The organism is Cupriavidus phytorum (genome assembly GCF_003254285.1).
In the GTDB taxonomy this organism is placed as follows: domain Bacteria; phylum Pseudomonadota; class Gammaproteobacteria; order Burkholderiales; family Burkholderiaceae; genus Cupriavidus; species Cupriavidus phytorum.
In genome coordinates, this window is sequence record NZ_QKZN01000003.1 from 234,326 (window position 1) to 260,159 (window position 25,834).

Here is a 25,834-nt window from a genome sequence, read left to right on the forward strand (position 1 = left end):
GGGCAGCTCAGCCGGCCGGCGCCGCCGGCTGGCGCACGAAACCAAAGCGCTTCGGCACCTCGCTCTCGGCGATCGGCTCGATCGGCAGGTCGCGGCCATCGTGGTGGAATGCGCCCAAGTCGGCGCCGCAGGCTTCGCCATGCCAGGTGCTGGCGCCGCTGAACTGCTCCAGGTCGTGGTCGTGCAGCAGCGCCGCCTGCAGCGCCGGCGCGGTGCCCGGTGCTATGCCGGCGACGGTGCCTGCCAGCACCACGTTGCCGTGCTCGTCGGCAAAACACGCCTGCGGCGAGAACGCCTGCCCCGTGGTGGTCTGCAGCGCGCCCTGGTGCAGCCGCACGATCCAAGGCGCATAGCCCAGCGTCACGAAGACGCGCTGCGGCCCGTTCTGGAAATACCAGCAGCCGCGTTCGTCGCACTGGTAGTTGCGTTCGATAAAGCCGATCAGCGCCTCATGGCGGATGGGGTCGCCCGAGAGCCCGTGCTGCTGCGCATATTCATTGCGCAGGCGCCACTGCCCGCGGCGGTCCAGCGTGAGCCAGCCGTAGGCATTGGGCACGTTGGGCCAGCGTGCCATGGCCTGCCTGACGATGTCGTCCATCTCTGTCTCCCCGGCGGGCGGTCGGATCGGTGCCCGCCTACTTCATGCTGTCGAAAAATTTCAGGATCCGCGCCGGCAGCCATTCGATATGGCCGCCGAAGCGTCCGTCGGCCTGCAGCGGCAGGTGCCGGCGCCAGCCCGCGGGCGGGGTCATGAAGCCGACATGGCCGCCGTGCTCGGGCTGTTCCAGCCAGACCTGCGCGCTGGCGTCGGCAGGGCCGGGCAGGTGCCGCGCGGGCAGGAAGGGATCGTTGCGCGCGTTGAGCACCAGCGTGGGCACGGCGATGTCGCGCAGCACGGGTTTGCTGGCGGCGCGGCGCCAGTAGTCGTCGGTATCGGCAAAGCCGTGCAGCGGCGCGGTAACGACATTGTCGAAGGCGTACAGGTCGCGGCTGGCCAGCATGGTGTCGCGGTCGAACAGGCCCGGGAACTGCTGCAGCTTGGCCAGCGACTTGCGCTTGAGCGTCTGCAGGAACATGCGCGTGTAGACCAGGTTGAAGCCTGCCGACAGCGCGGCACCGCCGGCGGCGAGATCCAGCGGCGCGGAAATCGCCGCGGCCGCATGCACGTAGCCCGCCTGGCTGCCGTCTTCGCCCAGCATGCGCAGCAACGCATTGCCGCCCAGCGAGATCCCCACCACCAGCAGCTTGCGGCCGCCGGCGCAGTGGTGCTGGCGCATGCGCTCCAGCACCCAGCGGATCTCGGCCGAATCGCCGGAGTGGTAGAAGCGTGGCGCCAGGTTGAGTTCACCCGAGCAGCCGCGGAAATGCGGGATCACGCCCTGCCAGCCGCGCAGCGACAGCGCATGCATCAGCGCCTGCGCGTAGTGGCTGCCGGAGTCGCCCTCGAGGCCGTGAAACATCACCACCAGCGGCGTATCCGCCTGCACCGCGTGGGTGGTCCAGTCGAGGTCGATGAAGTCCTGGTCGGGCGTGGCCCAGCGTTCGCGGTGAAAGCCGACGCGCGGCGGGCGGCGCGTGAAACGCGCGGGGATGATGGTCTGGGCGTGGCCGCCGCGCAGCCACCAGGGCATCGGCGTGTCGTCGCCATAGCCGTGCGCGCCGACGGGATCTGCCTGGACGGCGTAGGGCAGGCGGTGGTGCGGAAGCTGCGTCATGCCGGCTTGTGTTGCAGCAGGCCGCTGCGCGGCCGCGGGTTCAGTGCAGCGCCTGGCCCGGCGTGGCGGCCACGGCGGCAACCTGTACCGCGTTGGCGGGGCTGCAGTGGATGTGGGCCAGGCGCCAGCCTTCGTGGTTCTGCATCAGCACGTAGGTGGTGTGCACGTACAGGTCGGCCTCGACGCGGTCGCTGCCGAAGCGCAGCGCCTCGGTCACGTCGAAGATCGACACGGCCATCGACGCATGGCTGCTGGTCTCGATGGCGTCGACCAGCACCGGCTGTTCTTCCAGCAGCTGCGAGAAGGCCTGGCGCAGCTGCTCGTGGCCGATCAGGCGCTGGCCGTCGGGCAGCACGCAGGTGATCGAGTCTTCGTCCAGCCACAGGCGCAGCGCGCCTTCGGCGTCGCGCAGCTTCAGCGCTTCGCGGAAAGCGTCGACGATGTCTTCGGCGGAATCGAACAGGCGGGCAAAGCGAGGCATGTTGGCAATGGACGTGGCTAGGGCAGGGGCGTCAGGGACGTCAGGCGGTCAGGGCCGGTGCAGCAGCTTGCGCAGCTCGACGAACACCATTTCCGGTTCGATCTCTTTCAGGCAGCGCAGGTGGCCCAGCGGGCACTCGCGCTTGAAGCACGGACTGCACTCCAGCTGCAGCCACATGATACTCGCTGCCTGTGACAGCGGCGGCGTGTGGCGCGGATCGCTCGAGCCGTACACCGCCACCTGGGGCCGACCCAGCGCCGCGGTCACGTGCATCAGGCCCGAATCGTTGCAGACCGCGGCTTCGGACAGCGCCAGCAGGTCGACCGCGTCGTCGAGCGAGGTCTGGCCGCACAGGTTGCGCACGAACGGCGCCTCGCTGTCGATCTCGGCGGCGATCTCGGCGTCCTTGGCCGAGCCCAGTGTGATCATCTGCGCGTACGGATACGAGCGCCGCAGCATCTGCGCCAGTTTGGCGAAATGGGCCGCGGGCCAGCGCTTGGCAGGGCCGAACTCAGCGCCCGGGCAGAACGCGATCACGCGCGTGTGCGGCGCCAGGCCAAAGCGCTCGGCGGTGGCGGCCACGCGCGCCGGGTCCACGCGCAGGCGCGGCTCGCTCAGGTTCTCTGGCAGGCGCCCGCCGGGCTTGAGTGCCAGGCGCGCGTAGTGCTCCACCATCGGCGGGCGGTGGTCGCGCGGCGGATTGGCGTGGCGCACGTTGAGCATGCCGAAGCGCGCTTCGCCGCGGTAGCCGATGCGCAGCGGAATGCCGGCCAGCCACGGGATCAGCGCCGACTTGAGCGAGTTCGGCAGCACGTAGGCGAGGTCATAGCCTTCGTTCTTCAGCTGCTGCGCGAACATCAGCCGCGCCGACAGCTGCAGCTTGCCGTGCGCAAGGTCCGACGGGAACACGCGGCCGATTTCCGGCATGCGCGCGAGCACCGGCGCGACCCACTTGGGCGCGAGGGCATCGATGACCAGGCGCGGATGGCGCGCCTTGAGCAGCGCGAACAGCGGCTGCGCCATCAGGGCGTCGCCGATCCAGTTGGGGGCGATGACGAGGGCTTTCTTCATGGAAGGGGCGCAAGGAGCCGGCACGGGCGCAGCGGCGCGGGCGCCGGCAACGCCAACGCTCCGGGGCGCCAGTGGGCGGCCCGGAGCGTCAGGGAGGTGCGATGGCAGGCGGCTCGGGTCAGTGGTGGCCCTTCAGCACGGTGCCCGGCTTGAGCTTGTACACGGTGCCGCAGTACGGGCACTTGGCTTCGCCGGTGTCGGCCACGTCGAGAAACACGCGCGGATGGTAGTTCCAGGCCGGGGTGTTGGCGGTCGGGCAGTGCAGCGGAATGTCTTCGGCGCCGATTTCGATGATGGTCGCGGTTTGCGTCATGGTGTTGCAGGGAATAAAACGTATTGTTCGTCAAAACAAGGCGCGTGCCGCGCCCGCACGGGCGGGCGACTGGCACGCGGGCTGCCGGCCGGTGCTTACACCAGCGTCAGCCACTTCTTGTACTTTTCGTCGGTGCCGCCGACGGCGGCAAAGAAGGCGTCCTGGATCTGCTTGGTCACCGGGCCGCGGCGGCCTTCGCCGATGATGCGGTCGTCCAGCTCGCGGATCGGCGTGACCTCGGCGGCGGTGCCGGTGAAGAAGGCTTCGTCGGCGCAGTACATCTCGTCGCGGGTGATGCGCTTTTCGCGCACTTCGATGCCCAGGTCGCGCGCGATGGTCAGGGTGGCGTCGCGGGTGATGCCGTCCAGGCACGAGGCCAGGTCCGGGGTGTAGATCACGCCGTTGCGCACGATGAAGACGTTCTCGCCCGAGCCTTCGCTGACGTAGCCGTCGGTGTCGAGCAGCAGCGCTTCGTCGTAGCCCAGGCCGGTCGCCTCCTGGTTGGCCAGGATCGAATTGATGTAGTAGCCGCTGGCCTTGGCGCGCACCAGCGACACGTTGACGTGGTGGCGGGTGAACGACGAGGTCTTGACGCGGATGCCGCGCTCCATGCCTTCCTCGCCGAGATAGGCGCCCCACGGCCACGCCGCGATGGCGACATGGATGGTGTTGCCCTTGGCCGAGACGCCCAGCTTTTCCGAGCCGATCCACACGATCGGGCGGATGTAGCAGGATTCCAGGTTGTTGGCGCGCACCACTTCGCGCGTGGCGGCTTCCAGCGTGGCCTCGTCGAACGGCATCGCCATCTGGAAGATCTTGGCGGAATTGAACAGGCGGCGGGTGTGCTCCTTCAGGCGGAAGATGGCGGTGCCCGCGGGGGTCTTGTAGGCGCGCACGCCTTCGAACACGCCCATGCCGTAGTGCAGCGTATGCGTCAGCACGTGGATCTTGGCGTCGCGCCACTCGATCAGCTTGCCGTCCATCCAAATCTTGCCGTCGCGATCCGCCATCGACATGTCTGTTCTCCCTGCGCCGTGGAAATAGCAAAAACGATATTGTAAGCCCCGGGGGCATGGGTCACAACGCGGCGCGGGCGCCGCGGCGGTCTAGAATGCGCTTTTTCACGTCATCGTCGCTGCACTGGCGGCGGCGTGCCGCCCGTCGACCTTCCTGCAAGCCGTGCCTTCGAGCCCACATTCCAGCCCCGATCGTCAGCCTGACGCGCCACCGGACGCCCCTGGCGCGCCGCAGGCCGGCTGGCAGAAGGCGCTGGACGCGCTGCGCGCCCTTGCCGGCACCGACCCGGTCACCGCGCAAGGTGCGGCGGCACCGGCCCGGCGCCTGCTGTGGGCGCTGACGCTGGACGCCGACGGCGCGCCCGGCACGATCGAGCCGCTCGAGCAGGTGCGCGGCCCCAAGGGCTGGGGCAAGCCGCGCCCGGTGCCGCTGGCGCGCATCGCCGAGGACGAGCGGCTCGAGCCGTGGGATGCGCGCGTGGCGCGCGCCATCCGCCGCGATGCCTCGCACCACCGCCGCTACGTGCTCGACCGCGCCATGGCCCTGATGGCGCTGGCCGGGCACCCGGGCGTGGTGCTGGCCCACGCGCCCACGCAGACGCTGGACGTGGTCGAGGACGCGCCCGCGCTGGAGGCCGTGCGCAGTGCCGGCCGCTACGTGCTGCGGCTGTTCCCGCCGGTGCGCGAGGCGCCGGCGCTGGAGGCGCTGCTGCCCGCCGCCGCGCGGCAGGAGGCCGAGGCGCTGCGCCAGTTCACGCTGCTGCGCGACGGCCCGCACCGGCTGCGGCTGGTCCGCTATACCCCCGCGCAGTTCGAGGCCGCGCGGCTGATCGGCAACGGCCTGGCCGTTCCCGAGGAAGGCCACGCCCGGCTCGACCAGACCCTGCGCGCGCTGGCCGGCCAGTTCCAGATCCAGGCCGATGCCGCGGCCGGCACGCGCGCGGTCGAGGCCGAGGCACGGCTGCGCGCCGAAGTGGCGCCGGTGGGGCGCGGCATCTCGCTGCGGCTGGTGGTGACGCCGCTGGGCCCGCTCGGGCCGCGGCTGGCGCCCGGCGCCGGACGCGAACGGCTGATGGCGACGGTGCGCGGCGAGACCCTGTCCACGCAGCGCGACCTCGACGCCGAGCTCGCCAGCGTGGCCGAAGTCTTCGCCGCGCTGCCGCAGCTGGTGGCGCTGTCGCCGCCGGGCGGCGAGTACACCTGGACGCTGGACGATCCCGAGGATGCGCTCGCGGTGGTCGAGGCATTGCCCACGCTGCCTGCGGTGCAGGCGGTCGAATGGCCGCGCGGCAAGGAATTGCGCGTGCTGCCCGCCGACCTGCCGCAGCTCGGGGTGCAGATCGAGAGCCGCGGCGCCTGGTACAAGCTGGCGGGCGAGCTGCGCGTGGCCGAGGGGCTGGTGCTGGAACTGGGCAAGCTGATCGACTGGACCGGCAGCCATGCCGGGCGTTTCGTGCCGATGGGGCAGGGCGTCTACGTGGCGCTGACGAAGATGCTGCGCGGCCGGCTGCGCGATCTTGCCAGCGTGGCCGAACCGGTGCCCGACGGCATCCGCGTGCCGCAGATGGCGACGCCGTGGCTGGACGACGTGCTGGCCGGCGCCGGCGTCGATCCCGACGCGCACTTCCGCACGCGCATCGCCCGGCTGCGCGCCGCGCGCGAGAGCGAAATCGCGCTGCCGGCCACGCTGGCGGCCGAGCTGCGCCCGTACCAGGAAGCCGGCTACCGCTGGGCCATGACGCTGGCCGCCTCCGGCCTGGGCGCCTGCCTGGCCGACGACATGGGCCTGGGCAAGACCCTGCAGGCGCTGGCGGTGCTGGTCGCGCGCGCCGCCGGCGGCGCGGCGCTGGTGATTGCGCCGACCTCGGTGTGCGGCAACTGGGCCGCCGAGGCGCGGCGCTTCGCGCCCACGCTCAACGTCCACGTCTATGCCGAGGGCGATCGCGACGCGCTGCTGGCGCAGGCCGGGCCGCATGACCTGGTGATCGTCTCGTACACGCTGCTGCAGCAGGCCAGCGACGATTTCTGCGTGCGCGCCTGGCATACCGTGGTGGCCGACGAGGCCCAGGCCTTCAAGAATGCAGTCACGCGGCGGGCGCAAGCGATGTTCGCGCTGCCGTCGGACTTCCGCATGGCGCTGACCGGCACCCCGGTGGAAAACCGGCTGGCCGAGCTGTGGTCGGTGATGCGGTTCTGCAATCCGGGCCTGCTGGGCTCGCTGGCCCGCTTCAACGAGCATTTTGCCAACCCGATCGAACGCGCCGGCAGCCGCGAGGCGCGCCTGCGGCTGCGCCGCATGATCGCGCCGTTCGTGTTGCGCCGGACCAAGGCGCAGGTGCTGGACGAGCTGCCGCCGCGTACCGAGCTGGTGATCCGGGTCGAGCCCGAGCCGGTCGAAGCCGCGCACTACGAGGCGCTGCGCCGCCAGGCCCAAACCGAAGCCGAGGCCGCGCTGGCCCGCGTCGAAGCCGCGCGCAAGGCCACCCGCGATGCGCCCGCCGGCGCCAGGGCGCGCGCGCTGGCGCAGGCCCAGCACCAGGCGCAGGCGCGCCTGCATGTGCTGGCGCAGCTGATGCGGCTGCGCCGCGCCGCCTGCGATCCGCGCCTGGTCACGCCCGAAGTGGGCGGGCAACTGAGCGGCCAGCTGAACGAAGGCGCCAAGGTGCGCGCCTTCGTCGAACTGGCCAGTGGACTGGCCGCCAGTGGCCACAAGGCCCTGGTGTTCAGCCAGTTCGTCGATTTCCTGCAGCTGCTGCGCCAGGGGCTGGAGCGCGCCGGGCTGGCGCTGCAATACCTGGACGGCGCCACCCCCCCGGCCGAGCGCACGCGCCGCGTGGCCGCGTTCCAGGCGGGCGAGGGCGATGTCTTCCTGATCAGCCTGAAGGCCGGCGGCTTCGGCCTGAACCTGACCGCGGCCGACTACGTGATCATCGCCGACCCCTGGTGGAACCCCGCCGCCGAGGACCAGGCCATGGGCCGCGCGCACCGCATCGGCCAGCAGCGCCCGGTTACGGTGTACCGGCTGATCAATGCCGGCACCATCGAGGAGCGCATCGTCGAGCTGCACCGCGACAAGCGCGCGCTCGCCGACGGCCTGCTGGAGGCCGACGACGATGCCGCCGCGGGCACCGGCGCGCCGCTGCCGGACGTCGACGAACTGGTGGGGCTGCTGCGGCGCTGAAGCGCAAGCCGCGCCGAGGCGGGTTGCCATATGCCCGCACGGCATACCTTCAGGCAAACTCAGTCGTTTGGTTTTGGCAGGAACCTTGCTATCTTGTTGCGCTGGCCCGGGGCTCAGATCCCGGCCATTGCTCAGGTCCGCCGCGAAGTCCGCCGCGCCGGGCCGCTTCCTTGTGACATTCACCCGACGGTGCCCCCCATGCCCAACTCGTCCCGCCTGCTTCCGCGCTTGTCCTTCCGTTCCGCCGCCCGCGTGGCCGCGCTGTGCGCCGCCGCCATCGGCACGGCCAGCCTGCCCGCCCACGCGCAGGGCGAATGGCCGACGCAGCCGGTGACGATCCTGATGGGCTTCACCGCCGGTTCCGGCGTCGACATCGTCGGCCGCACGCTGCAGGAATCGCTGCAGAAGTCGCTGAAGACCACCATCGTCTATGACTACCGGCCGGGCGCCGGTGGCAACGTTGCCTCCGAGGTGGTGGCGCACGCCAAACCGGACGGCTACACGCTGCTGCTCGGCACCGCCGCCACGCACGGCATCAACCCGGCGCTGTACAAGACCCTGCCGTTCGATGCCGACGCCGATTTCACCCCGATCGCGCCGCTGGTCGAGGTCTCCAACGTGCTGACCGTCAACCCGGCGGTGCTCGACGTCAAGTCGGTCAAGGAGTTCATCGAGAAGGTCAAGGCCAATCCCGGCAAGTACAACTTTGCCTCCACCGGCAACGGCACCGGCACCCACCTGGCGTTTGCCGAGTTCAATGCGCGCGCCGGGCTGGACATGGTGCACGTGCCCTACAAGGGCGGCCCCGATGCGCTGCAGGCAGTGGTGAAGGGCGAGGTCTGCTGCATCTTCAACCAGGTGCAGAGCGTGCTGCCGCAGTTCCGCGCCGGCAAGGTGCGCCTGCTGGGCGTGACCACCAAACAGCGCGTGCAGGTGATCGCCGATGTGCCGACCATTGCCGAAAGCGGCCTGCCCGGCTTCAACAGCACCATCTGGTTCGGCCTGTTCGGGCCCAGGGGACTGGACCCGAAGATCGCGCGCAAGGTCAATGACGCGGTCAAGGTGGCGCTGGAAACGCCGGCGATCCGCCAGAAGCTGATCGATGCCGGCAACACGCCGCGGGTCGAGACCGTGGAGCAGTTCAAGGCGACGGTGAAGGCCGACCGCCAGAAGTGGGCGGGCGTGGTCAAGACCGTGGGCGCGTCCATCGACTGATCCGTCGACTGATTCGTCCGCTGATCCGCCCCCGCGCGGCTGGAGCCTGCCTGCGCCGCTAGGCGCGCACGCCCAGCCGCGTCAGCAGGTGCGCCAGCTGCGCCTGCGTGCCGGTGCCGGTCTTGGTGAAGATCGCCTTGAGCTGGGTGCGCCCGGTTTCGCGCCGGATGCCGATCAGCTCGCAGGCCTCCGGCAGGCCGATGCCCGAAGACAATTGCAGCGCCAGCCGGATCTCCGCCGGCGTCAGGCCGTAGAGGTCGCGCAATACCGTCGGCAGCGTCATCGGCACGGCGCCCGGTTCGTGGATCGCCACCAGCACGCTGGGGCGCTGCCAGTCCAGCGCCAGATGATGTGCCGGGGCCAGCGGCAGCAGGATCACCTGCGCCTGCCGGCCCGCGCCGTCGACGGCCCGCAGCGCCTGTGCCGGCTGCGCGCTGGCGGGGTTGCTTACCGCGCGCAGCGCTTCCGCGAACGGGCGCGACAGGGTCCAGCCGCCATCGTCGCGCGCGGCCAGCGGCGCCGCGAGGCTGGTCTCGATCGACACCGCCGGCAGCAGCCGGCGCACCCAGGTTTCGCCGATGCTGTTGGCCAGCAGCGGCTTGCCATCGTCGCGGAACACGATCACGCCGAACGGCAGCCGTTCCATCAGCTGCGACGACGCATGCGCCAGCGCCGACACCTGGTGGGTGCGCTCGCGCAGCGCCATGGCCTGGCGCACGTGCGGGATGGCCCAGTCGAGCGCGCGCGCGTCCTCGGGCGAGTAATGGTCGTGGCCATGCGGGCGCTGCAGCGACAGGAACACGTCGTAATGCGGCTGGCGCTCGATCAGGCAGGCCATCACCGACGACTGTTCGATCGGCCGCAGGAACTCGCCGTAGAAGGGCGACTGCCGCATGACCTGCGGCCCCAGTTCGCGCGAATCGATATACCAGCTGCCCACCGCCATGCGCCGCGCGAACGGCAGCGCCGGGTCGATCGCGGCGAACTGTTCGCGGTAGGCGGCCACGGCCTCGGGCATCGGGTTGACTTCCTGGTGCACCAGCACGCGCTCGTGCACGGTGTCGAGCACGAGCAGGTGCGCGTGGCTGCTGCCGCTGGCCTGGCACAGCGCGCTCAGGCTGCGCTGCCAGGCATCGGCGTCGAAAATCCCCTCGTACAGCGCGCGAATGGTGTCGTGCATCTGTGTGTCGCTCATGGCTTCCCTTCTTTCTACTTCTTGTATTTTTAGCACTTTACTCGCGTGGCAGCGCGCGTGCCGCCGGCGCGGCGCCGGTCCGTTGCGGGGCTTGCGGGTTCAGTCCTGTTCCAGCGCCGCGCCCAGGCGCGAGAGCAGGTGCGTAAGCTGGGCCTGGCTGTTGCAGCCGGTCTTGTGGAATACCGCCTTGAGCTGCGTGCGCGCGGTTTCGTGGCGGATGCCGAGCTGCTGGCTGGCTTCGGGCAGGCCCTGGCCATGCGCCAGCTGCACGCTCAGCCGGGTCTCGGCCGGCGTCAGCCCGTAGAGGTCGCGCAGCACGGGGCCGAGCAGCAGCGGCGCGCGGTCCTGCTCGTGCACGATCACCAGCGCGGCCGGTTCCTGCCACTGCGCGGCAAAGGCGTGCGACGGCGGCAGCGGCAGCACGATGACCTGCGCGCTGGCGTCGCCGCTGGTGGCGCGCGCCGCCTGCGCGGCCACGGCGTGGCGCGGCTCGCAGGCGGCCTGGACCATGTCGGCGAACGAGCGCGACAAGGTCCACTCCGAAACCTTGCCGGCCGGGTCCAGCCGCCGCGCCCAGCGTTCGCCGGCGCGGTTGCACAACAGCACGTGGCGCTGCGGCGAAAATACCAGCAGGGCGAAATTGAGCCGCTCCACCAGCTGCGTCGACAGCCGCGCCAGCACCGTCAGCCCGAGCGTGCGGTCGCGCATCGCCATGGCGCTGCGCATATGCGGGATGACCCAGTCCAGGCCGCCGGTGTCGACGCTCGAGAACAGCGGCTGCCGGCGCGCGCGCTGCATCGAGAAATAGACTTCGTAATGGGGCTGGCGCTCGACCAGGCAGGCCACGTAGGAGCGCAGGCCGTAGCGGTGGAAGAAATCGCGGTAGAACGGATGGCGCGCCATGGCGCCTTCGCCCAGCTCGCGCGCATCGATATACCAGTCGCCCGGTTGCATGCGCGGCGCGAACTGCTTGGCCGGGTCGATCGCCTGGTAATCCGATTCGTATTCGGTGAACAGCTCGACCACCGGGTTGACGATCTCGTTGACGCTGATCTGGTCGCGCACCGTATCCCAGACCATCATTGAGGCATGTGCCGCCCCCGCCAGCGCGGTCAGGGCGCGCAGGCTGTCCTGCCAGGCCCCGGGATCCAGAATGCCCTCGTACAAGCCGCGGATGGCTCCGTGGATGTCGGCTTCATTCATCTGACTTACCCCTTGCATTCGCGACAAAGTAATGCGCGGCGCCGGTGGTGCGTCCGCTCGCACCCCGGCATGCTTTGTTGTTCTGGCTGCTTGCAGTGGGCCGTATGGTTAGCCTCTTGTCGGCCGCCGCTTGTCTTGGCCGTTTGTAGACCGGCTCTGGCGTGATTGTGTGTCTGATGTAGCAGACGTTGCGTACATTACCGCACTTGGGGGTCTCGCGGAAAACGCGAGCGCCCCTTCTTTGGTGGGGAGTCGGGTCAGGCGCAGCACCCATTCGCGCTGGCTGACGGACCGTTTGTGCCTTGCGGGGCGCATCATGGTGCGCCACAGTCCGGATTCGGCAAAGCCCCCATCGCGTTCAGGTAAAATGCCGGTTTCCCCGAGTCCGCAGCGAAATCTCGCGCCATCCACCGTCATGACCTCTGTCCTGCGTCTTTCCGATCTGATCTCCCAAGGCAAACTCTCCGGCAAGCGTGTGTTCATCCGTGCCGACCTGAACGTGCCGCAGGACGACGCCGGCAACATCACCGAAGACACCCGCATCCGCGCCTCCGTGCCCGCCATCGAAGCCTGCCTGGGCGCCGGCGCCGCGGTGATGGTCACGTCCCACCTGGGCCGCCCGACCGAGGGCGAGTTCAAGCCCGAAGACTCGCTGGCGCCGATCGCCGCGCGCCTGTCCGAACTGCTTGGCAAGCCGGTCAAGCTGGTGCAGAACTGGGTCGACGGCGTCGAAGTGGCGCCCGGCCAGCTGGTGCTGCTGGAAAACTGCCGCGTCAACAAGGGCGAGAAGAAGAACAGCGACGAGCTGGCGCAGAAGATGGCGCGCCTGTGCGACGTCTACGTCAACGACGCCTTCGGCACCGCGCACCGCGCCGAAGCCACCACCCACGGCATCGCAAAATTTGCGCCGATCGCCTGCGCCGGCCCGCTGCTGGCCGCCGAGATCGACGCGCTGGGCAAGGCGCTGGGCCAGCCCGCGCGCCCGCTGGTGGCGATCGTGGCCGGCTCCAAGGTTTCGACCAAGCTGACCATCCTGAAGTCGCTGGCCGACAAGGTCGACAACCTGGTGGTCGGCGGCGGCATCGCCAACACCTTCATGCTGGCCGCCGGCCTGAAGATCGGCAAGTCGCTGGCCGAAGCCGACCTGGTCGGCGACGCCAAGGCCATCATCGACATCATGGCCAGGCGCGGCGCCTCGGTGCCGATTCCCGTCGACGTGGTCTGCGCCAAGGAATTCAGCGCGACCGCCGCGGCGACCGTCAAGGACGTCAAGGACGTCGCCGATGACGACATGATCCTCGATATCGGTCCGAAGACCGCCGCGATGCTGGCCGAGCAGTTGAAGGCCGCCGGCACCATCGTCTGGAACGGCCCGGTGGGCGTGTTCGAGTTCGACCAGTTCGGCAACGGCACCAGGGTGCTGGCCGAGGCCATCGCCGAATCGAAGGGGTTCTCGATCGCAGGCGGCGGCGACACGCTGGCCGCCATCGCCAAGTACGGCATCGCCGACCGCGTGGGCTATATCTCGACCGGCGGCGGCGCGTTCCTGGAATTCCTGGAAGGCAAGAAGCTGCCCGCCTTCGAAGTGCTGGAGCAGCGCGCCGCAGGCTGACGCAACCGCCCCGCGCCTGGCGGAGCCGTCGGCCCGCCGGTCGCGCCAACCGGCCGTCGGGCCATCGAGCGCTGAAACCAGGAAACCCCGCATGACCCGTTCCACCAAGATCGTCGCCACCATCGGCCCCGCCTCCAGCTCGCTGGAAATCCTGACGCGCATGATCGCGGCGGGGGTCGACGTGGTGCGGCTGAACTTTTCGCACGGCACCGCCCAGGACCATCTCGACCGTGCCCGGCTGGTGCGCGAGGCGGCGCAGGCGTGCGGGCGCGAGGTCGCCATCATGGCCGACCTGCAGGGCCCCAAGATCCGCGTGGGCAAGTTCGAGCACGGCAAGGTCCTGCTCAAGGCGGGCGCGCCCTTTATCCTCGATTCCAACTGCAAGCTCGGCAACGAAGAGCGCGCCGGCCTGGACTACCAGGACCTGCCGCGCGACGTCGGCCCGGGCGACCTGCTGCTGCTCAACGACGGCCTGATCGTGCTGGTGGTCGACCGCGTGCTGGGCAACGAGATCTTCACCACGGTGCGCGTGGGCGGCGAGCTGTCCAACAACAAGGGCATCAACCGCCAGGGCGGCGGACTGTCGGCGCCGGCGCTGACCGCCAAGGACATGGACGACATCAAGACCGCCATGGCCCTGGGCGCGGACTACCTCGCGGTGAGCTTTCCCAAGAACGCCACCGACATGGAAATGGCGCGCCAGCTGGCCGCCGTGGCCGGCCAGCCGCACGGCCACCGGGCCCGCATGATCGCCAAGATCGAGCGCGCCGAGGCCATCCATCCGGGCGTGCTGGAAGAAATCCTGCAGGCCTCCGACGGCATCATGGTGGCGCGCGGCGACCTCGCCGTGGAAGTCGGCAATGCCGCCGTGCCGGCGCTGCAGAAGCGCATGATCAGGCTGGCGCGTGAGGCCAACAAGCTGACCATCACCGCGACGCAGATGATGGAAAGCATGATCGTCAACCCGGTGCCGACCCGCGCCGAGGTCTCGGACGTGGCCAACGCCGTGCTGGACGGCACCGACGCCGTGATGCTGTCGGCCGAGACCGCCGCCGGCCGCTATCCGGTCGAGACCGTCGAGGCCATGGCCGCGGTCTGCATCGAGGCCGAGAAGTCCGAGGTGGTGCAGCTCGACACCGATTTCCTGAACCAGACCTTTTCGCGCATCGACCAGTCGGTGGCGATGGGGGCGCTGTTCACCGCCTATCATTTGCAGGTGAAGGCGATCGCGGCGCTGACCGATTCCGGCGCGACCGCGCTGTGGATGAGCCGGCACCGCATCCATGTACCGATTTACGCGATGACGCCCAACCTGGCGTCGCAGCGCAAGATGCAGCTGTACCGCAACGTGGTGCCGCTGCCGCTGCAGTCGAGCACCGACCGCGATACCGCGCTGGAGCAGGCCGAGGAACTGCTGCTGGCGCAGGGCGTGGTGCAGCGGGGCGATTTCATCGTGCTGACCATCGGCGAGCCGATGGGGCAGCCGGGCGGTACCAACACCCTGAAGATCGTCAGGGTGGGGCATTGAGCGCCGACAGAAGAATACCGAGACATCCCATTTTCATTTAGGAGTTAGACATGCCACTCGTTTCGATGCGCCAGCTGCTGGACCACGCAGCCGAGAACAGCTACGGCCTGCCGGCCTTCAACGTGAACAACCTCGAGCAAGTGCAGGCCATCATGCAGGCGGCCGACGAGGTCAACGCTCCGGTGATCATGCAAGCCTCGGCCGGCGCCCGCAAATACGCCGGCGAGCACTTCCTGCGCCACCTGATCGAAGCCGCGGTCGAAGCCTATCCGCACATCCCGGTGGTGATGCACCAGGACCACGGCCAGTCGCCGGCGATCTGCCAGGCCGCGATCGATCTGGGCTTCTCGTCGGTGATGATGGACGGCTCGCTGCGCGAAGACGGCAAGACCCCGGCCGACTACGAATACAACGTCGACGTGACCCGCAAGGTGGTGCAGCTGTCGCACGCCATCGGCGTGACCGTCGAGGGCGAGCTGGGCTGCCTGGGCTCGCTCGAAACCGGTGAAGCCGGCGAGGAAGACGGCATCGGCGCCGAAGGCAAGCTGGACCACTCGATGCTGCTGACCGATCCCGAGCAGGCCGCCGACTTCGTCAAGGCCACCCAGCTCGACGCGCTGGCGATCGCCATCGGCACCTCGCACGGCGCCTACAAGTTCACCCGCAAGCCCACCGGCGACATCCTGGCGATCAACCGCATCAAGGAAATCCACGCGCGCATCCCCAACACCCACCTGGTGATGCACGGCTCGTCGTCGGTACCGCAGGAACTGCTGGAAGAGATCCGCAAGTTCGGCGGCGACATGAAGGAAACCTACGGCGTGCCGGTCGAGGAAATCCAGGAAGCGATCAAGTACGGCGTGCGCAAGATCAATATCGACACCGATATCCGCCTGGCCATGACCGGCGCGATCCGCCGCTTCTTCGTCGAGAACCCGAGCAAGTTCGACCCGCGCGAATACCTGAAGCCGGCCCGCGAAGCCGCCAAGCAGGTGTGCAAGGCGCGCTACCTCGCGTTCGGCTGCGAAGGCCAGGCCGGCAAGATCAAGCCGGTGGCGCTGAGCGAGATCGCGCAGCAGTACAAGTCGGGCAAGCTGGCGCAGGTCGTGCAGTAAGTCTTAATCGTCGTTCCCGCGCAGGCGGGAACCCAGCGTCTTTAACGCGGCGCTGACCAAAGGCAAAAGTCACTGGGTCCCCGCCTCCGCGGGGACGACGCATTTTTAAGCGTCAGTGTTTTTTGCAGACGCTGTGCTTTACCTCCGTTCGATCGGAACCATCATGACCAACGCTCTCTACCAGTCCTCCATCAACTCGCTGCCGCTGCTGGGCCACGGCAAGGTGCGCGACAACTACGCCGTCGGCAACGACAAGCTGCTGATCGTCACCACCGACCGCCTGTCGGCGTTCGACGTCATCATGGGCGAGCCGATCCCCGACAAGGGCCGCGTGCTGAACCAGATGGCGAACTTCTGGTTCCGCAAGCTCGCCCACATCGTGCCGAACCACGAGACCGGCATCGCGCCCGAGACCGTGGTGGCCGCGGATGAAGTGGAGCAGGTCAGGGGCCGCGCGGTGGTGGTCAAGCGCCTGAAGCCGATCCTGGTCGAGGCCGTGGTGCGCGGCTATCTTGCCGGCAGCGGCTGGAAGGACTACCAGGCCACCGGCAAGGTGTGCGGCATCGAGCTGCCGCCGGGCCTGCAGAATGCGCAGAAGCTGCCCGAGCCGATCTTCACGCCGGCGGCCAAGGCCGAGATGGGCGAGCACGACGAGAACATCTCGTTCGCCGAGGTCGAGGCCCGCATCGGCATCGCGCTGGCGCGCCAGATGCGCGAGATCTCGATCCGCCTGTACAAGGAAGCGGCCGAGTTCGCCGCCACGCGCGGCATCATCATCGCCGATACCAAGTTCGAGTTCGGTCTGGACGACAACGGCGTGCTGACGCTGATGGACGAAGTGCTGACCGCCGACTCGTCGCGCTTCTGGCCGGCCGATTCGTACCAGGTGGGCACCAACCCGCCGTCGTTCGACAAGCAGTTCGTGCGCGACTGGCTCGAAGCCGTGCGCATCGACGGCAAGCCCTGGCCCAAGACTGCGCCGGCGCCGCAGCTGCCGGACGACGTGATCGAGAAGACCGCGGCGAAGTACCGCGAGGCGCTGACGCGCCTGACGGGTGAAGAGTTGAAGTAAGTTTCCCTTCGGCTTCGCGCAAGCCGACGGTGCTCCCCGCTCCCGCCAGCCGGGGAGGGGAGCAAACAAGCAAGGATCAAACGTGAGCAAGCAAGAAAAGCCATTGGTCGGCGTCGTCATGGGCAGCAGTTCCGACTGGGACGTGATGCAGCACGCCGTGGCGATGCTGAAGGATTTCGGCGTGCCGTTCGAAGCCCAGGTGGTGTCCGCGCACCGCATGGCCGACGACATGTTCAGCTATGCCGAGAGCGCCCGCAGCCGCGGCCTGCGTGCCATCATCGCCGGTGCCGGCGGGGCCGCGCACCTGCCCGGCATGATCGCCGCCAAGACCATCGTGCCGGTGTTCGGCGTGCCGGTGCCGTCGAAGTACCTGCGCGGCGAGGACTCGCTGCTGTCGATCGTGCAGATGCCCAAGGGCGTGCCGGTGGCCACTTTCGCCATCGGCGAAGCGGGCGCGGCCAACGCCGCGCTGCACGCGATCGCCACGCTGGCCACTGCCGACGACGCGCTTGCTGCCGCGCTGGAAGCCTTCCGCGCGAAGCAGACCGAAGCCGCGCGCGCGATGACCTTGCCGCTGTAATGCTGCCGCTGTAACCCTCCGGACCCACACGGAACCGAGCAATGCCTACCGATATCCATCCCCACCTCTCCGAAGCCCACACGCCGGAATCGCGCGCCGAATTCGGCGTCGACCGTCCCGACGCGCCCATCCTGCCCGGCGCGTGGCTGGGCATGCTGGGCGGCGGCCAGCTCGGCCGCATGTTCACGCATGCGGCGCAGGCGATGGGCTATCGCGTGTGCGTGCTCGACCCGGACCAGGACAGCCCGGCCGGCGTGGTCGCCGACAAGCATATCTGCGCCCAGTACACCGACGAGGCCGCGCTGGCCGAGATGGGCAAGCTGTGCCAGGCGGTCAGCACCGAGTTCGAGAACGTGCCGTCGCTGTCGCTGGACCGGCTCGAGCAGCTGGGCGCGTTCGTCGCGCCGCGCGGCTACTGCGTGTCGATCGCGCAGAACCGCATCGGCGAGAAGAAGTTCTTCGCCGCGTGTGCCGAGCGCACCGGCGTGCCGACCGCGCCGCACTGGGTGATCCAGCACGACGCCGACGTCGACCAGCTGCCCGACCACGTGCTGCCCGGCATCCTCAAGACCGCGCGCATGGGCTATGACGGCAAGGGCCAGGCGCGCGTGAAGACGCGCGACGACGTGCGCGCCGCGTGGAAGGCGATGCAGCACGTACCGTGCGTGCTGGAGCAGATGCTGCCGCTGGCGTACGAGGTGTCGGTGCTGGCCGCGCGCGGCGCGGACGGCGCCACCGCGACCTGGCCGCTGGCCGAGAACGTGCACCGCGACGGCATCCTGTTCTCGACCGAGATGCCGTCGACCAGCGTCTCGCCCGAGATCGCCGAGCGCGCCCGCGCCGCCGCCGCCGCCATCGCCACGGAAATGGGTTATGTCGGTGTGCTGTGCATCGAGTTCTTCGTGCTCACCGATGGCTCGCTGGTCGCCAACGAAATGGCGCCGCGCCCGCACAACTCGGGCCACATCACCATGGACGCGTGCGAGACAAGCCAGTTTGAGCAGCAGGTGCGCGCCATGGCGCGGCTGCCGCTGGGCAGCACGCGCCAGCATTCGGCCGGCAAGATGCTGAACCTGCTGGGCGACGTGTGGTTCGAGTTCGGCCTGGAACGCACCCCGGCCTGGGACGAAGTGGTGGCGCAACCCGGCGCCAAGCTGCACCTGTACGGCAAGAGCGATGCGCGCCCGTCGCGCAAGATGGGGCACGTCAACTGCATCGGCGAGCATGCCGAGGCGGCCGACGCGGCCTTCACCGCGGCCGCGCAGGCGCTGCATATCCCGCTCTGAGTGGACGCAAGGAACACCATGTCGCCGCGCACGCCAACGGCTGCCGAACTGGATGAGGCCGTCCGCCTGCTCGAGGCCGGGCAACTGGTAGCTTTCCCGACCGAGACCGTCTACGGCCTCGGCGCCGACGCCGAGAACCCCGCGGCGGTCGGGCGCATTTTTGCGCTCAAGGGCAGGCCGTCGAACCATCCGGTGATCGTCCACGTGGTCGACGGTGCCGACATCGGCTACTGGACCGACGACGTCCCCGCGGCCGCGCAGCAGCTGATCGACGCCTTCTGGCCCGGCCCGCTGACGCTGATCCTGAAGCGCGCCGCGCATATCGACGCCGCCGTTGCCGGCGGGCAGGACAGCATCGGCCTGCGCTGCCCGTCGCATCCGGTGGCACAGGCGCTGCTGTCGCGCTTCAAGCGCGGCCGCGGCGGCATTGCCGCGCCGTCCGCCAACAAGTTCGGCCAGGTCAGCCCGACCACCGCGCAGCATGTGCGCGAGGAATTCGGCGACGCGGTCTATGTGCTGGAGGGCGATGGCGTCGAGGTCGGCATCGAATCGACCATCGTCGACCTGTCGCGGCTGGACCAGGGCATCGGCCCGGTGCTGTTGCGCCCGGGCGCGGTCACGGTCGGGATGCTGGCGCAGGTGCTGGGCGAAGCCCCGCTGCCGCCGGACGCCGCCGCGCCGCGCGCGTCGGGCACGCTCAAGGCCCACTACGCGCCGCACACGCCGCTGCTGCTGGCCGATGCGCAGGCCGCCGCCGCGCGCCTGCAAGCGCTGCCGGCGGATGCCCGCTTGGCATGGGTCGGGCGCGCGCCGCTGGCGGACCAGCGCTGCACCTGGGTACAGGCGCCTGCCGATGCCGCAGCGTATGCGCAGGAGCTGTACCGGCTGCTGCGCAAGCTTGATCGGCAGGGGTATACGCAGCTGGTGTTCGAGGTATTGCCCGAAGGGCAGGACTGGGCCGGGGTAAGGGACCGGCTGGAGCGGGCGGCGGCGGCGTTCGGGGGGTAGGCGGGACGGTGGTTTGCTTTGGGGGATTACTTCGTTGAAGCTTCGGCCCTCTCCCCCACCCCTCTCCCGCAAGCGGGCAAGGGAAGCGATTGCGAGGGATGTCGGCAAGCTCCAACGCTCTCGCATACCAGCGTCTTGCTCCCGCCTGCGGGAGAGGGGTCGGGGGAGAGGGCCGGCGTGTGCCAAGCACGCCTACGCCAACATTACCCCCCCAGCAACCGCAACGCCGTATACACCGCCATCCCCACCGCAATCATCCCCACCATCTTCCTGGTCACCAGGTAGAACACCGTCGCGGCCACGCCCGCCATCAGCTTGTAGTTAGAAAACGCCACGGTGAAATGCCCCTGCCAGGTCATCAGGTCCGGCAGGATGATGGCGGCCAGTGCCGCTGCCGGCGCATAGCGCAGCGCGCGCTGGATGCGGTCCGGCACGGTGATGTGCTCGCCCGCCATCAGAAACAGCGCGCGCGTGATCACGGTGACGACCGCCATGCCGACGAGCGCGATCCAGACTTCGGTATGGCTCATGCGCGGTCTCCCGGTACGTCCGCCGGCCCGGGTGCTGGCTTGGAAGCGGGCTTGGGCAGCGGTGCCTGCTTGCGCCGCTGGATGCCGCGCAGCGCGGCGCGCGCGGCCAGTTCGTCGCTGGCCATGCCGGCGGCGATCGCACCCACCACGGCCACCACCAGCCCGAGCCGGTACGGCAGGTCGAAGCACAGCAGCGCCAGCACCGCGGAGATCACCACCGCCATCAGCGTCGAGCGCGAGTTGATGGTGGCGATCATCACCGGGATCAGCGCCATGGTGCCGGCCAGCCCCAGGCCCCAGCTGTCGGGGAACAGGCTGGCCAGCACGATGCCGATGATCGACGACACCTGCCACATGCAGAAATTGGTCAGCGCCATGCCCCAGAAGTAGCCTTCCTTGCCCGGCTCATAGCCTGGCGTGCTGTACTTCTGCAGGAAGTAGACGAAGTGCAGGTCGCCGTTGAAGAAGCCCAGCACCGTGCGCCGCGCCAGCGTCAGGTAGCTGAAATGCGGCTGCATGCCGGCGCTGAAGATGACGAAGCGCAGGTTGACCATGGCCGCGGTCAGCCAGATGGTCCATAGCGGCAGCCCCGCGGCGAACAGCGGCAGCACCGCCAGCTGCGCCGAGCCGGCGTAGACCAGCAGCGACATGCCGATGGCCTCGGGCACGGTCAGCACGGATTTGCTCATGGCCACGCCGGTGACCAGGCCCCAGGAAAATACCGCGGGCAGGGACGGGGCAAAGCGGCGCGCGCCGTCGATAAAGCCGGCGCGTTCGGCCGGTGCGAAGCGATGCCAGAGGCGCAACCACACCGGGGGTTGTCGGGAAGTCATGTCAGAGGAAGCGGGGGCGATGCGGCCCGGGGCCGAAGGCCGGCCCGGAAGGCTGCCGCCGCAGGACGCGGCCGGCACCCTGGCATTATAGGGTGGGATGGCGGGCTGGTAAGCGAGCGCTTAACAAAATGCCGTCGCGGCGTTGGCGGCAGGCCACGGCGCCGCGCCGCCGCGGCGTCAATGCGCTCCGCGGTACACCCACTGCAGCAGCGCGTCGTGCGCCTCCTGCGCCTGCGCGGCGTTGGCATGGTTGATCATGCTCACCACCACGTAGCGGCCGCCCTCGGCCGCATCGACATAGCCGGCCAGCGCGCGCACATCGGCCAGCGTGCCGGTCTTCAGGTAGCCGCTGCCGGCCGCGCTGGCGCGGGTCAGGCGATTGCGCAGCGTGCCGTCGACGCCCAGCACCGGCAGCGAGTCGATCAGCACCGGCCCGACCGGGCTGGCCGCGGCCTGCTGCAGCAGCCGCGCCATGTCATAGGCGCTGATGCGTTCCGCGCGCGACAGGCCCGAGCCGTTGTCCAGCACCAGCCCCGGCATGTCCAGCCCCTGCCGCGCCAGCCAGCGCTGCACCACGCGGATCGAGCGCCCGGTGCTGGCGGGCCCGCCGCGGTCCATCTCGGCGCCGAGGGTCAGGAACAGCTGCCGCGCCATCACGTTGTTCGAGAACTTGTTGATGTCGCGCACGATGTCGGCCAGCGGCAGGCCGTAATGGCGCGCCAGCAGTACCGCGCCGCGCGGCACCTTGCCGCTGCGCAGCGCGGGCAGACGGGCAAAGCGCCCGCCGGCGCGCTGCCACTCGGCGACAAAGCCGCCCCAGGTGAATTCCGCATGCGACAGCGTGGCGATATTGAGCACGTGCTCGCCGCAGTCGCTGGAATAGTCGCCCGAGAACGAGGCCAGCACGGTGCCGTCGGCCTGCGGCAGCACGGTCGGGCTGGCGCTGCTCTGCCAGTCGCCGCAGCGGCCGTTGGTCAGCGTGAGGCGGTTGTCCAACTTCAGCTGCGCCAGCTCCGGCGTGACGCTGACCGCCACGGTCTGCGAGGCCGGGTCCGGTGTCAGCGTGAATGACAGGGTCTTGAAGGCGTACAGCAGCGCATCGGGGCCGACGTTGTAGGCGCGCTGCACCTCGCCGTCGATGGTGCCGTTGCCGTCCAGGCCATCGGCGAAGTAGCTGCGGTCCAGCACCAGGTCGCCGTTGATGGTATTGGCGCCAGCGGCGCGCGCCCGCGCCACCAGCTTGGCCATTTCCTCGGGCACCAGCTTGGGATCGCCGTGGCCGCGCAGGTAGACGTTGCCGTTGACGGTGCCGTCGAAGCCGGGCTGCGCGTCGGCGTAGAGCGAGGTCTGCCAGCGGTAGTCTGGGCCGAGCAGCTGCAGGCCGGCGAAGGTAGTGACCAGCTTCATGGTCGACGCCGGGTTCATCGGCTGCTGCGCGTTCCAGCTGGCGCGCGCGCTGCTGTCGCCCAGCCGCACCACGTAGAAGCTCGCCGCCGCGGCCGGCACGCCGGCGCGGCGCAGGGCCGCGGCCACCGGGGCGGGCACGCCGGCGCTGACCAGCGCCGGATCGGCTACGGCCTTGGTGCTGGCCTTCGGCGCTTTGGCGGGCTTGCTCGCCTTGGTTGCCTTGGCCGCCTTGGCCGGCGGCTTGGCGTAGGCCGGTGTCAGTGCCGGACCGCCGGCCAGCAGCACGGCGGCAAGGAGGGGCGAGAGCAGCGGCGACAGGCGGCGCAGCAGCGCGCCGGGTCGCGCTGCGGTGGGCGCGGCGAGGGTTCTTGGCATGGCGGCCATGTTAACGCATGGCCGCCCGCAAACGGATGACAGTTGCGACGGCGCGGCGGTTCAGCCGGCGCGCGGCGGGCCCAGCCGTGCCAGCAGCGCTTTCAGCGTGGCCTGTTCGGCATCGCTGAGCGCCGAGCTGACGTGCGCGTCGTGCGCCTGCACCGCCTGCGTCGCGGCTTCCAGCGTGCGGCGGCCGGCCGGGGTCAGCACCAGGCTGTAGGCGCGCCGGTCGCCCGCGGCCGGGCGGCGCGCCACCAGCTTCATGGCCTCGAGCGCATCCACCAGCAGCACCGCGCCCGAGCGCGCGATGCCCAGGATCTGCGCCAGCTCGGTCAGCTTCAGGTGCGGGTTGCGCGAGATGATCACCAGCGCCGAGAAGCGCGGCGGGGTGATCTGCCACTGCGCCAGCGATTGCACGAAGTCTTCGTAGATGCGGATCTGCGCGCGGCGGATGGCGTAGCCGACCAGGTTGTCGAGCACGCCGTAGTCGATGTTCGGCACATGCGGGTCGAAGCCGCCATCGGCGCCGTCGCCGGCGGCCGGGTCGGGCGCCAGCGGGTCGCGCGTCCTGCGCCGCGCGGTCACTGCGGCGGTGCGGGCCCGCCGCGCGGGGGTGGCGGGCGGGGTGCCGGATGCGTCGGGAATCATTTGAGCAGTTTCCAGTTGCCGTTCTCAATTGTCACCATAACCCGACCACGCTGGTCAAAGCCATAGTGGTCTTGCGCACTGAAATTCAGCACCCCGTGCGAGACCACGATGTCGCGCTCGGTTTCCAGCGCGTGGCGCAACGCCTGGCGGAAGGCCGGCGTGCCGGGGCGCGCCTGCTTCAGCGCCACCGGCACAATGCGCTCCAGCACCAGCCCGGCATCGTAGGCATGGGCGCCGAACTGCGTGCGGGTCTCGGCCCCGTACTGCTTTTCATAGCGGGTGACGTAGTCCAGCCCGGGCTTGCGCACCGGATCGCCGGCGGGCAGCTGCTCCGGCACGATCACCGGGCCGGCGGGCAGGATCGCGCCGTTGACCAGGCGTCCGCCGATGCGGATCAGGTCCTTGGTGGCCGCGCCGTGGGTCTGGTAGAGGGTGCCGCCGTAGCCGCGCTCGCGCAGCGTGGTGTGCGGCAGCGCGGCGCCGGTGCCGGCGCCGGCGATCAGGATGGCATCGGGCTTGGCGGCGATCAGCTTGAGCGCCTGCGCGGTCACGCTGGTGTCGGCGCGGCCGTAGCGCTCGGTGGCGATCAGGCGGATGCCGTTGGCGGTGGCGGCGGCGGTGAAATCCTTCAGCCAGGTCTCGCCGTAGGCATCGGCAAAGCCGATAAAGCCGATAGTCTTGACGCCCTGGTTTTTGGCGGTGGCCGCCACCGCATTGGCCATCAGCCGCACCGGCTGCGCCAGCCGGAAGGTCCATGCGCCGCGCCCGGGCTTCAGTTCGATCGGCGAGAACGCCAGCTGCACGGTCTGGGCTTCGTCGGCGACCTCGGCAATCGCGATCGACGGCGCCACCGCGGACGAGCCCAGGATGATGTCGACCTTGTCCTCGGCGACGAAGCGGCGTGCCGTCTTGGCGCCCTGGGTCGGATCGGAGGCATCGTCCAGCACGATGTAGCGCACCGGCTCGCCGCCGATCCGCTGCGGCAGGTAGGCCAGCGAGTTTTTCTGCGGGATGCCGAGCGAAGCGGACGGGCCGGTGGTCGACAGGCTGACGCCGACGGTGATGTCGGCGAGGGCGGTGGTCGCGGTGAAGGCTAGGGCGATGCCGAGTGCGAGGCGGGTGCGCCTGGCAGGGGTGTGGGACGCCATGGTGGTTCTCCTCGAAGCTGAATGATCTTATGTGTTTTCTAGCTTACGCCTTGCCCTGCATCGACTGCCGGTCGAAACCCGCCAGCTGCTTGTACCGCAGCGAAATCGCTTCCAGCTCCGCGCGCGGGATCACCTGGTCGATATCGCTGAACCCCTGCGGCGCGCGCTCCTCGGCCAGCTGCATCACCTGCTCGGGCCCGTTCATGCGGTTGCGCAGCACGATGCCGGCGGTGCGCGGCAGGCGCTCGGCCTCGTATTCGCGCAGCGCGTAGCCGGTGTCGCGGGTGCCGAGCAAACTGTCGACCAGGTAGCGCGCGTCGAGGATGGCCTGGGCGCTGCCGTTCGAGCCGATCGGGTACATCGGGTGCGCGGCGTCGCCCAGCAGCGTGACGCGGTCGAAGGTCCAGCGCGGCAGCGGGTCCTTGTCGACCATCGGGAATTCGTAGATGGCGTCGGCGCCGTCGATCAGCGCGGGAATGTCGATCCAGTCCCACTGCCAGCCGGCAAACTGCGCGCGGAACACGGACTTGTCGACCTGCTTGTTCCAGTCGCTGCGCGGCGGCGTGTCGGACACGCTGTCCGGCACGCGCAGTTCCGCAATCCAGTTGACCAGCGAGCGGCCCTGGCGGCGCAGCGGTTCCGAGATGGGGTAGGCGACGAACTTCTGGTCCTGGTGCCCGGCCATGAACATCGAGCGGCCGTCCAGGTAGGGCGGCGCCTCGGTGACCGCGCGCCACAGCAGCCGGCGCGAGAAGCGCGGCAGGTCGCCGCCGGGATAGAAATGGCGGCGCACCGCCGAATGGATGCCGTCGGCGCCGACCAGCACGTCGGCGCCGGACTCGAACGCGGCGTTGTCGGCGCGGCGGCGCAGCACGAAGCGCGCCTGGCCGCGCGCGCCGGTATCGAGCACCGACTCGAAGCTGTGGCCGGTATGGACCGCGCCGGCCCCAAGGCGCTCGACCACGGTGCGGTGCAGCAGCATCTGGAATTCGCCGCGGTGGATCGAAAACTGCGGCCAGTCATAGCCGGCGGCCAGCCCGCGCGGCTCATGCCAGATGCGCTGGCCCAGCTTGTTGTAGTACGACAGCGACGAGGTCTCGACCGCGAGCGCGGCGAGCGCATCGCGCAGGCCCAGCTCGGACAGCACGCGCACCGCGTGCGGCAGCAGGTTGATGCCCACGCCCAGCGGGCGCAGTGTTTCGCTGGCCTCCCAGACCTCGGCCTCGATGCCGTGGCGGTGGCACAGCAGCGCCAGCGTCAGGCCGCCGATGCCGCCCCCGGCGATTGCGATCTTCATGGTGT

At 69.6% G+C, this 25,834-nt stretch carries 23 protein-coding genes; 9 read left to right on the forward strand and 14 right to left on the reverse strand.

Features of this window, described 5'->3' with window-relative positions:
• Nucleotides 1-7 precede the first annotated feature (7 nt).
• From C7416_RS09485 to C7416_RS09510, 6 genes are all read right to left on the reverse strand, one after another.
• A complete protein-coding gene (locus C7416_RS09485; RefSeq protein ID WP_111518481.1) occupies nt 8-598 on the reverse strand; it encodes a DUF2946 family protein in 591 nt (196 codons plus the stop codon).
• 37 nt (nt 599-635) lie between these two features.
• A complete protein-coding gene (locus C7416_RS09490) occupies nt 636-1,715 on the reverse strand; it encodes a YheT family hydrolase (RefSeq protein ID WP_111518483.1) in 1,080 nt (359 codons plus the stop codon).
• A gap of 40 nt (nt 1,716-1,755) precedes the next feature.
• Nucleotides 1,756-2,196, reverse strand: coding sequence for a YybH family protein (locus C7416_RS09495; protein ID WP_012351840.1), 441 nt, complete (start codon nt 2,194-2,196; stop codon nt 1,756-1,758).
• Nucleotides 2,197-2,244: 48 nt separating this feature from the next.
• Entirely contained in the window at nt 2,245-3,267 is a 1,023-nt protein-coding gene (gene waaF, locus C7416_RS09500; protein ID WP_111518485.1) for a lipopolysaccharide heptosyltransferase II, read from the reverse strand.
• A 118-nt stretch (nt 3,268-3,385) separates the two neighbouring features.
• Nucleotides 3,386-3,580 carry a zinc-finger domain-containing protein gene (locus C7416_RS09505; RefSeq protein ID WP_010812205.1) on the reverse strand — a complete coding sequence of 65 codons (195 nt, stop codon included), beginning with the start codon at nt 3,578-3,580 and terminating at the stop codon, nt 3,386-3,388.
• A gap of 95 nt (nt 3,581-3,675) precedes the next feature.
• Nucleotides 3,676-4,596, reverse strand: coding sequence for a branched-chain amino acid transaminase (locus C7416_RS09510; RefSeq protein ID WP_111518487.1), 921 nt, complete (start codon nt 4,594-4,596; stop codon nt 3,676-3,678).
• A 163-nt stretch (nt 4,597-4,759) separates the two neighbouring features.
• Between C7416_RS09510 and C7416_RS09515 the strand changes: the two genes are divergently transcribed.
• Both C7416_RS09515 and C7416_RS09520 read left to right on the forward strand, forming a co-directional pair.
• Nucleotides 4,760-7,777, forward strand: a complete 3,018-nt coding sequence (locus C7416_RS09515) for a DEAD/DEAH box helicase (protein ID WP_111518489.1) — start codon at nt 4,760-4,762, stop codon at nt 7,775-7,777.
• A 198-nt stretch (nt 7,778-7,975) separates the two neighbouring features.
• Nucleotides 7,976-8,992, forward strand: coding sequence for a Bug family tripartite tricarboxylate transporter substrate binding protein (locus C7416_RS09520; RefSeq protein WP_111518491.1), 1,017 nt, complete (start codon nt 7,976-7,978; stop codon nt 8,990-8,992).
• A gap of 58 nt (nt 8,993-9,050) precedes the next feature.
• Here the strand turns inward: C7416_RS09520 and C7416_RS09525 are convergent, their stop codons facing one another.
• Together C7416_RS09525 and C7416_RS09530 are read right to left on the reverse strand one after the other, a co-directional pair.
• On the reverse strand, nt 9,051-10,187 hold the full coding sequence (locus C7416_RS09525) for a helix-turn-helix transcriptional regulator (RefSeq protein ID WP_111518493.1): 1,137 nt from the start codon (nt 10,185-10,187) through the stop codon (nt 9,051-9,053).
• 99 nt (nt 10,188-10,286) lie between these two features.
• Complete coding sequence (locus C7416_RS09530; protein ID WP_111518495.1) at nt 10,287-11,390, reverse strand: helix-turn-helix transcriptional regulator; 1,104 nt, start codon at nt 11,388-11,390, stop codon at nt 10,287-10,289.
• Between the two features lie 415 nt (nt 11,391-11,805).
• On the opposite strand from C7416_RS09530, the gene C7416_RS09535 reads away from it, so the two are divergent.
• From C7416_RS09535 to C7416_RS09565, 7 genes are all read left to right on the forward strand, one after another.
• The gene (locus C7416_RS09535; protein WP_111518497.1) at nt 11,806-13,002 is read left to right on the forward strand and encodes a phosphoglycerate kinase; all 1,197 of its coding nucleotides are present in this window, start codon (nt 11,806-11,808) and stop codon (nt 13,000-13,002) included.
• 91 nt (nt 13,003-13,093) lie between these two features.
• Entirely contained in the window at nt 13,094-14,530 is a 1,437-nt protein-coding gene (gene pyk / locus C7416_RS09540) for a pyruvate kinase (RefSeq protein WP_111518499.1), read from the forward strand.
• A 50-nt stretch (nt 14,531-14,580) separates the two neighbouring features.
• Nucleotides 14,581-15,645, forward strand: a complete 1,065-nt coding sequence (gene fba / locus C7416_RS09545) for a class II fructose-bisphosphate aldolase (RefSeq protein WP_018008879.1) — start codon at nt 14,581-14,583, stop codon at nt 15,643-15,645.
• Between the two features lie 163 nt (nt 15,646-15,808).
• Nucleotides 15,809-16,717, forward strand: a complete 909-nt coding sequence (locus C7416_RS09550; RefSeq protein WP_111518501.1) for a phosphoribosylaminoimidazolesuccinocarboxamide synthase — start codon at nt 15,809-15,811, stop codon at nt 16,715-16,717.
• Nucleotides 16,718-16,799: 82 nt separating this feature from the next.
• Nucleotides 16,800-17,297 (forward strand): 5-(carboxyamino)imidazole ribonucleotide mutase, encoded by a 498-nt coding sequence (gene purE / locus C7416_RS09555; protein ID WP_111518503.1) that lies wholly within the window; start codon nt 16,800-16,802, stop codon nt 17,295-17,297.
• A gap of 41 nt (nt 17,298-17,338) precedes the next feature.
• A complete protein-coding gene (locus tag C7416_RS09560; RefSeq protein WP_111518505.1) occupies nt 17,339-18,583 on the forward strand; it encodes a 5-(carboxyamino)imidazole ribonucleotide synthase in 1,245 nt (414 codons plus the stop codon).
• Between the two features lie 18 nt (nt 18,584-18,601).
• Nucleotides 18,602-19,591, forward strand: a complete 990-nt coding sequence (locus C7416_RS09565; protein WP_111518507.1) for an L-threonylcarbamoyladenylate synthase — start codon at nt 18,602-18,604, stop codon at nt 19,589-19,591.
• 203 nt (nt 19,592-19,794) lie between these two features.
• On the opposite strand, the gene C7416_RS09570 is transcribed toward C7416_RS09565, so the two are convergent.
• From C7416_RS09570 to C7416_RS09595, 6 genes are all read right to left on the reverse strand, one after another.
• A complete protein-coding gene (locus C7416_RS09570) occupies nt 19,795-20,121 on the reverse strand; it encodes an AzlD domain-containing protein (RefSeq protein WP_111518509.1) in 327 nt (108 codons plus the stop codon).
• Nucleotides 20,118-20,954 (reverse strand): AzlC family ABC transporter permease, encoded by an 837-nt coding sequence (locus C7416_RS09575; protein WP_111518511.1) that lies wholly within the window; start codon nt 20,952-20,954, stop codon nt 20,118-20,120. The genes C7416_RS09570 and C7416_RS09575 overlap by 4 nt, the downstream gene beginning before the upstream one ends.
• 177 nt (nt 20,955-21,131) lie before the next feature.
• Entirely contained in the window at nt 21,132-22,745 is a 1,614-nt protein-coding gene (gene dacB, locus C7416_RS09580; RefSeq protein WP_111518513.1) for a D-alanyl-D-alanine carboxypeptidase/D-alanyl-D-alanine endopeptidase, read from the reverse strand.
• A 51-nt stretch (nt 22,746-22,796) separates the two neighbouring features.
• Nucleotides 22,797-23,384, reverse strand: coding sequence for a MarR family winged helix-turn-helix transcriptional regulator (locus tag C7416_RS09585; RefSeq protein WP_111518515.1), 588 nt, complete (start codon nt 23,382-23,384; stop codon nt 22,797-22,799).
• Nucleotides 23,381-24,532 (reverse strand): ABC transporter substrate-binding protein, encoded by a 1,152-nt coding sequence (locus C7416_RS09590; RefSeq protein WP_111518517.1) that lies wholly within the window; start codon nt 24,530-24,532, stop codon nt 23,381-23,383. The genes C7416_RS09585 and C7416_RS09590 overlap by 4 nt, the downstream gene beginning before the upstream one ends.
• A 43-nt stretch (nt 24,533-24,575) precedes the next feature.
• Nucleotides 24,576-25,829 carry a flavin-dependent oxidoreductase gene (locus tag C7416_RS09595; RefSeq protein ID WP_111518525.1) on the reverse strand — a complete coding sequence of 418 codons (1,254 nt, stop codon included), beginning with the start codon at nt 25,827-25,829 and terminating at the stop codon, nt 24,576-24,578.
• Nucleotides 25,830-25,834: the final 5 nt, after the last annotated feature.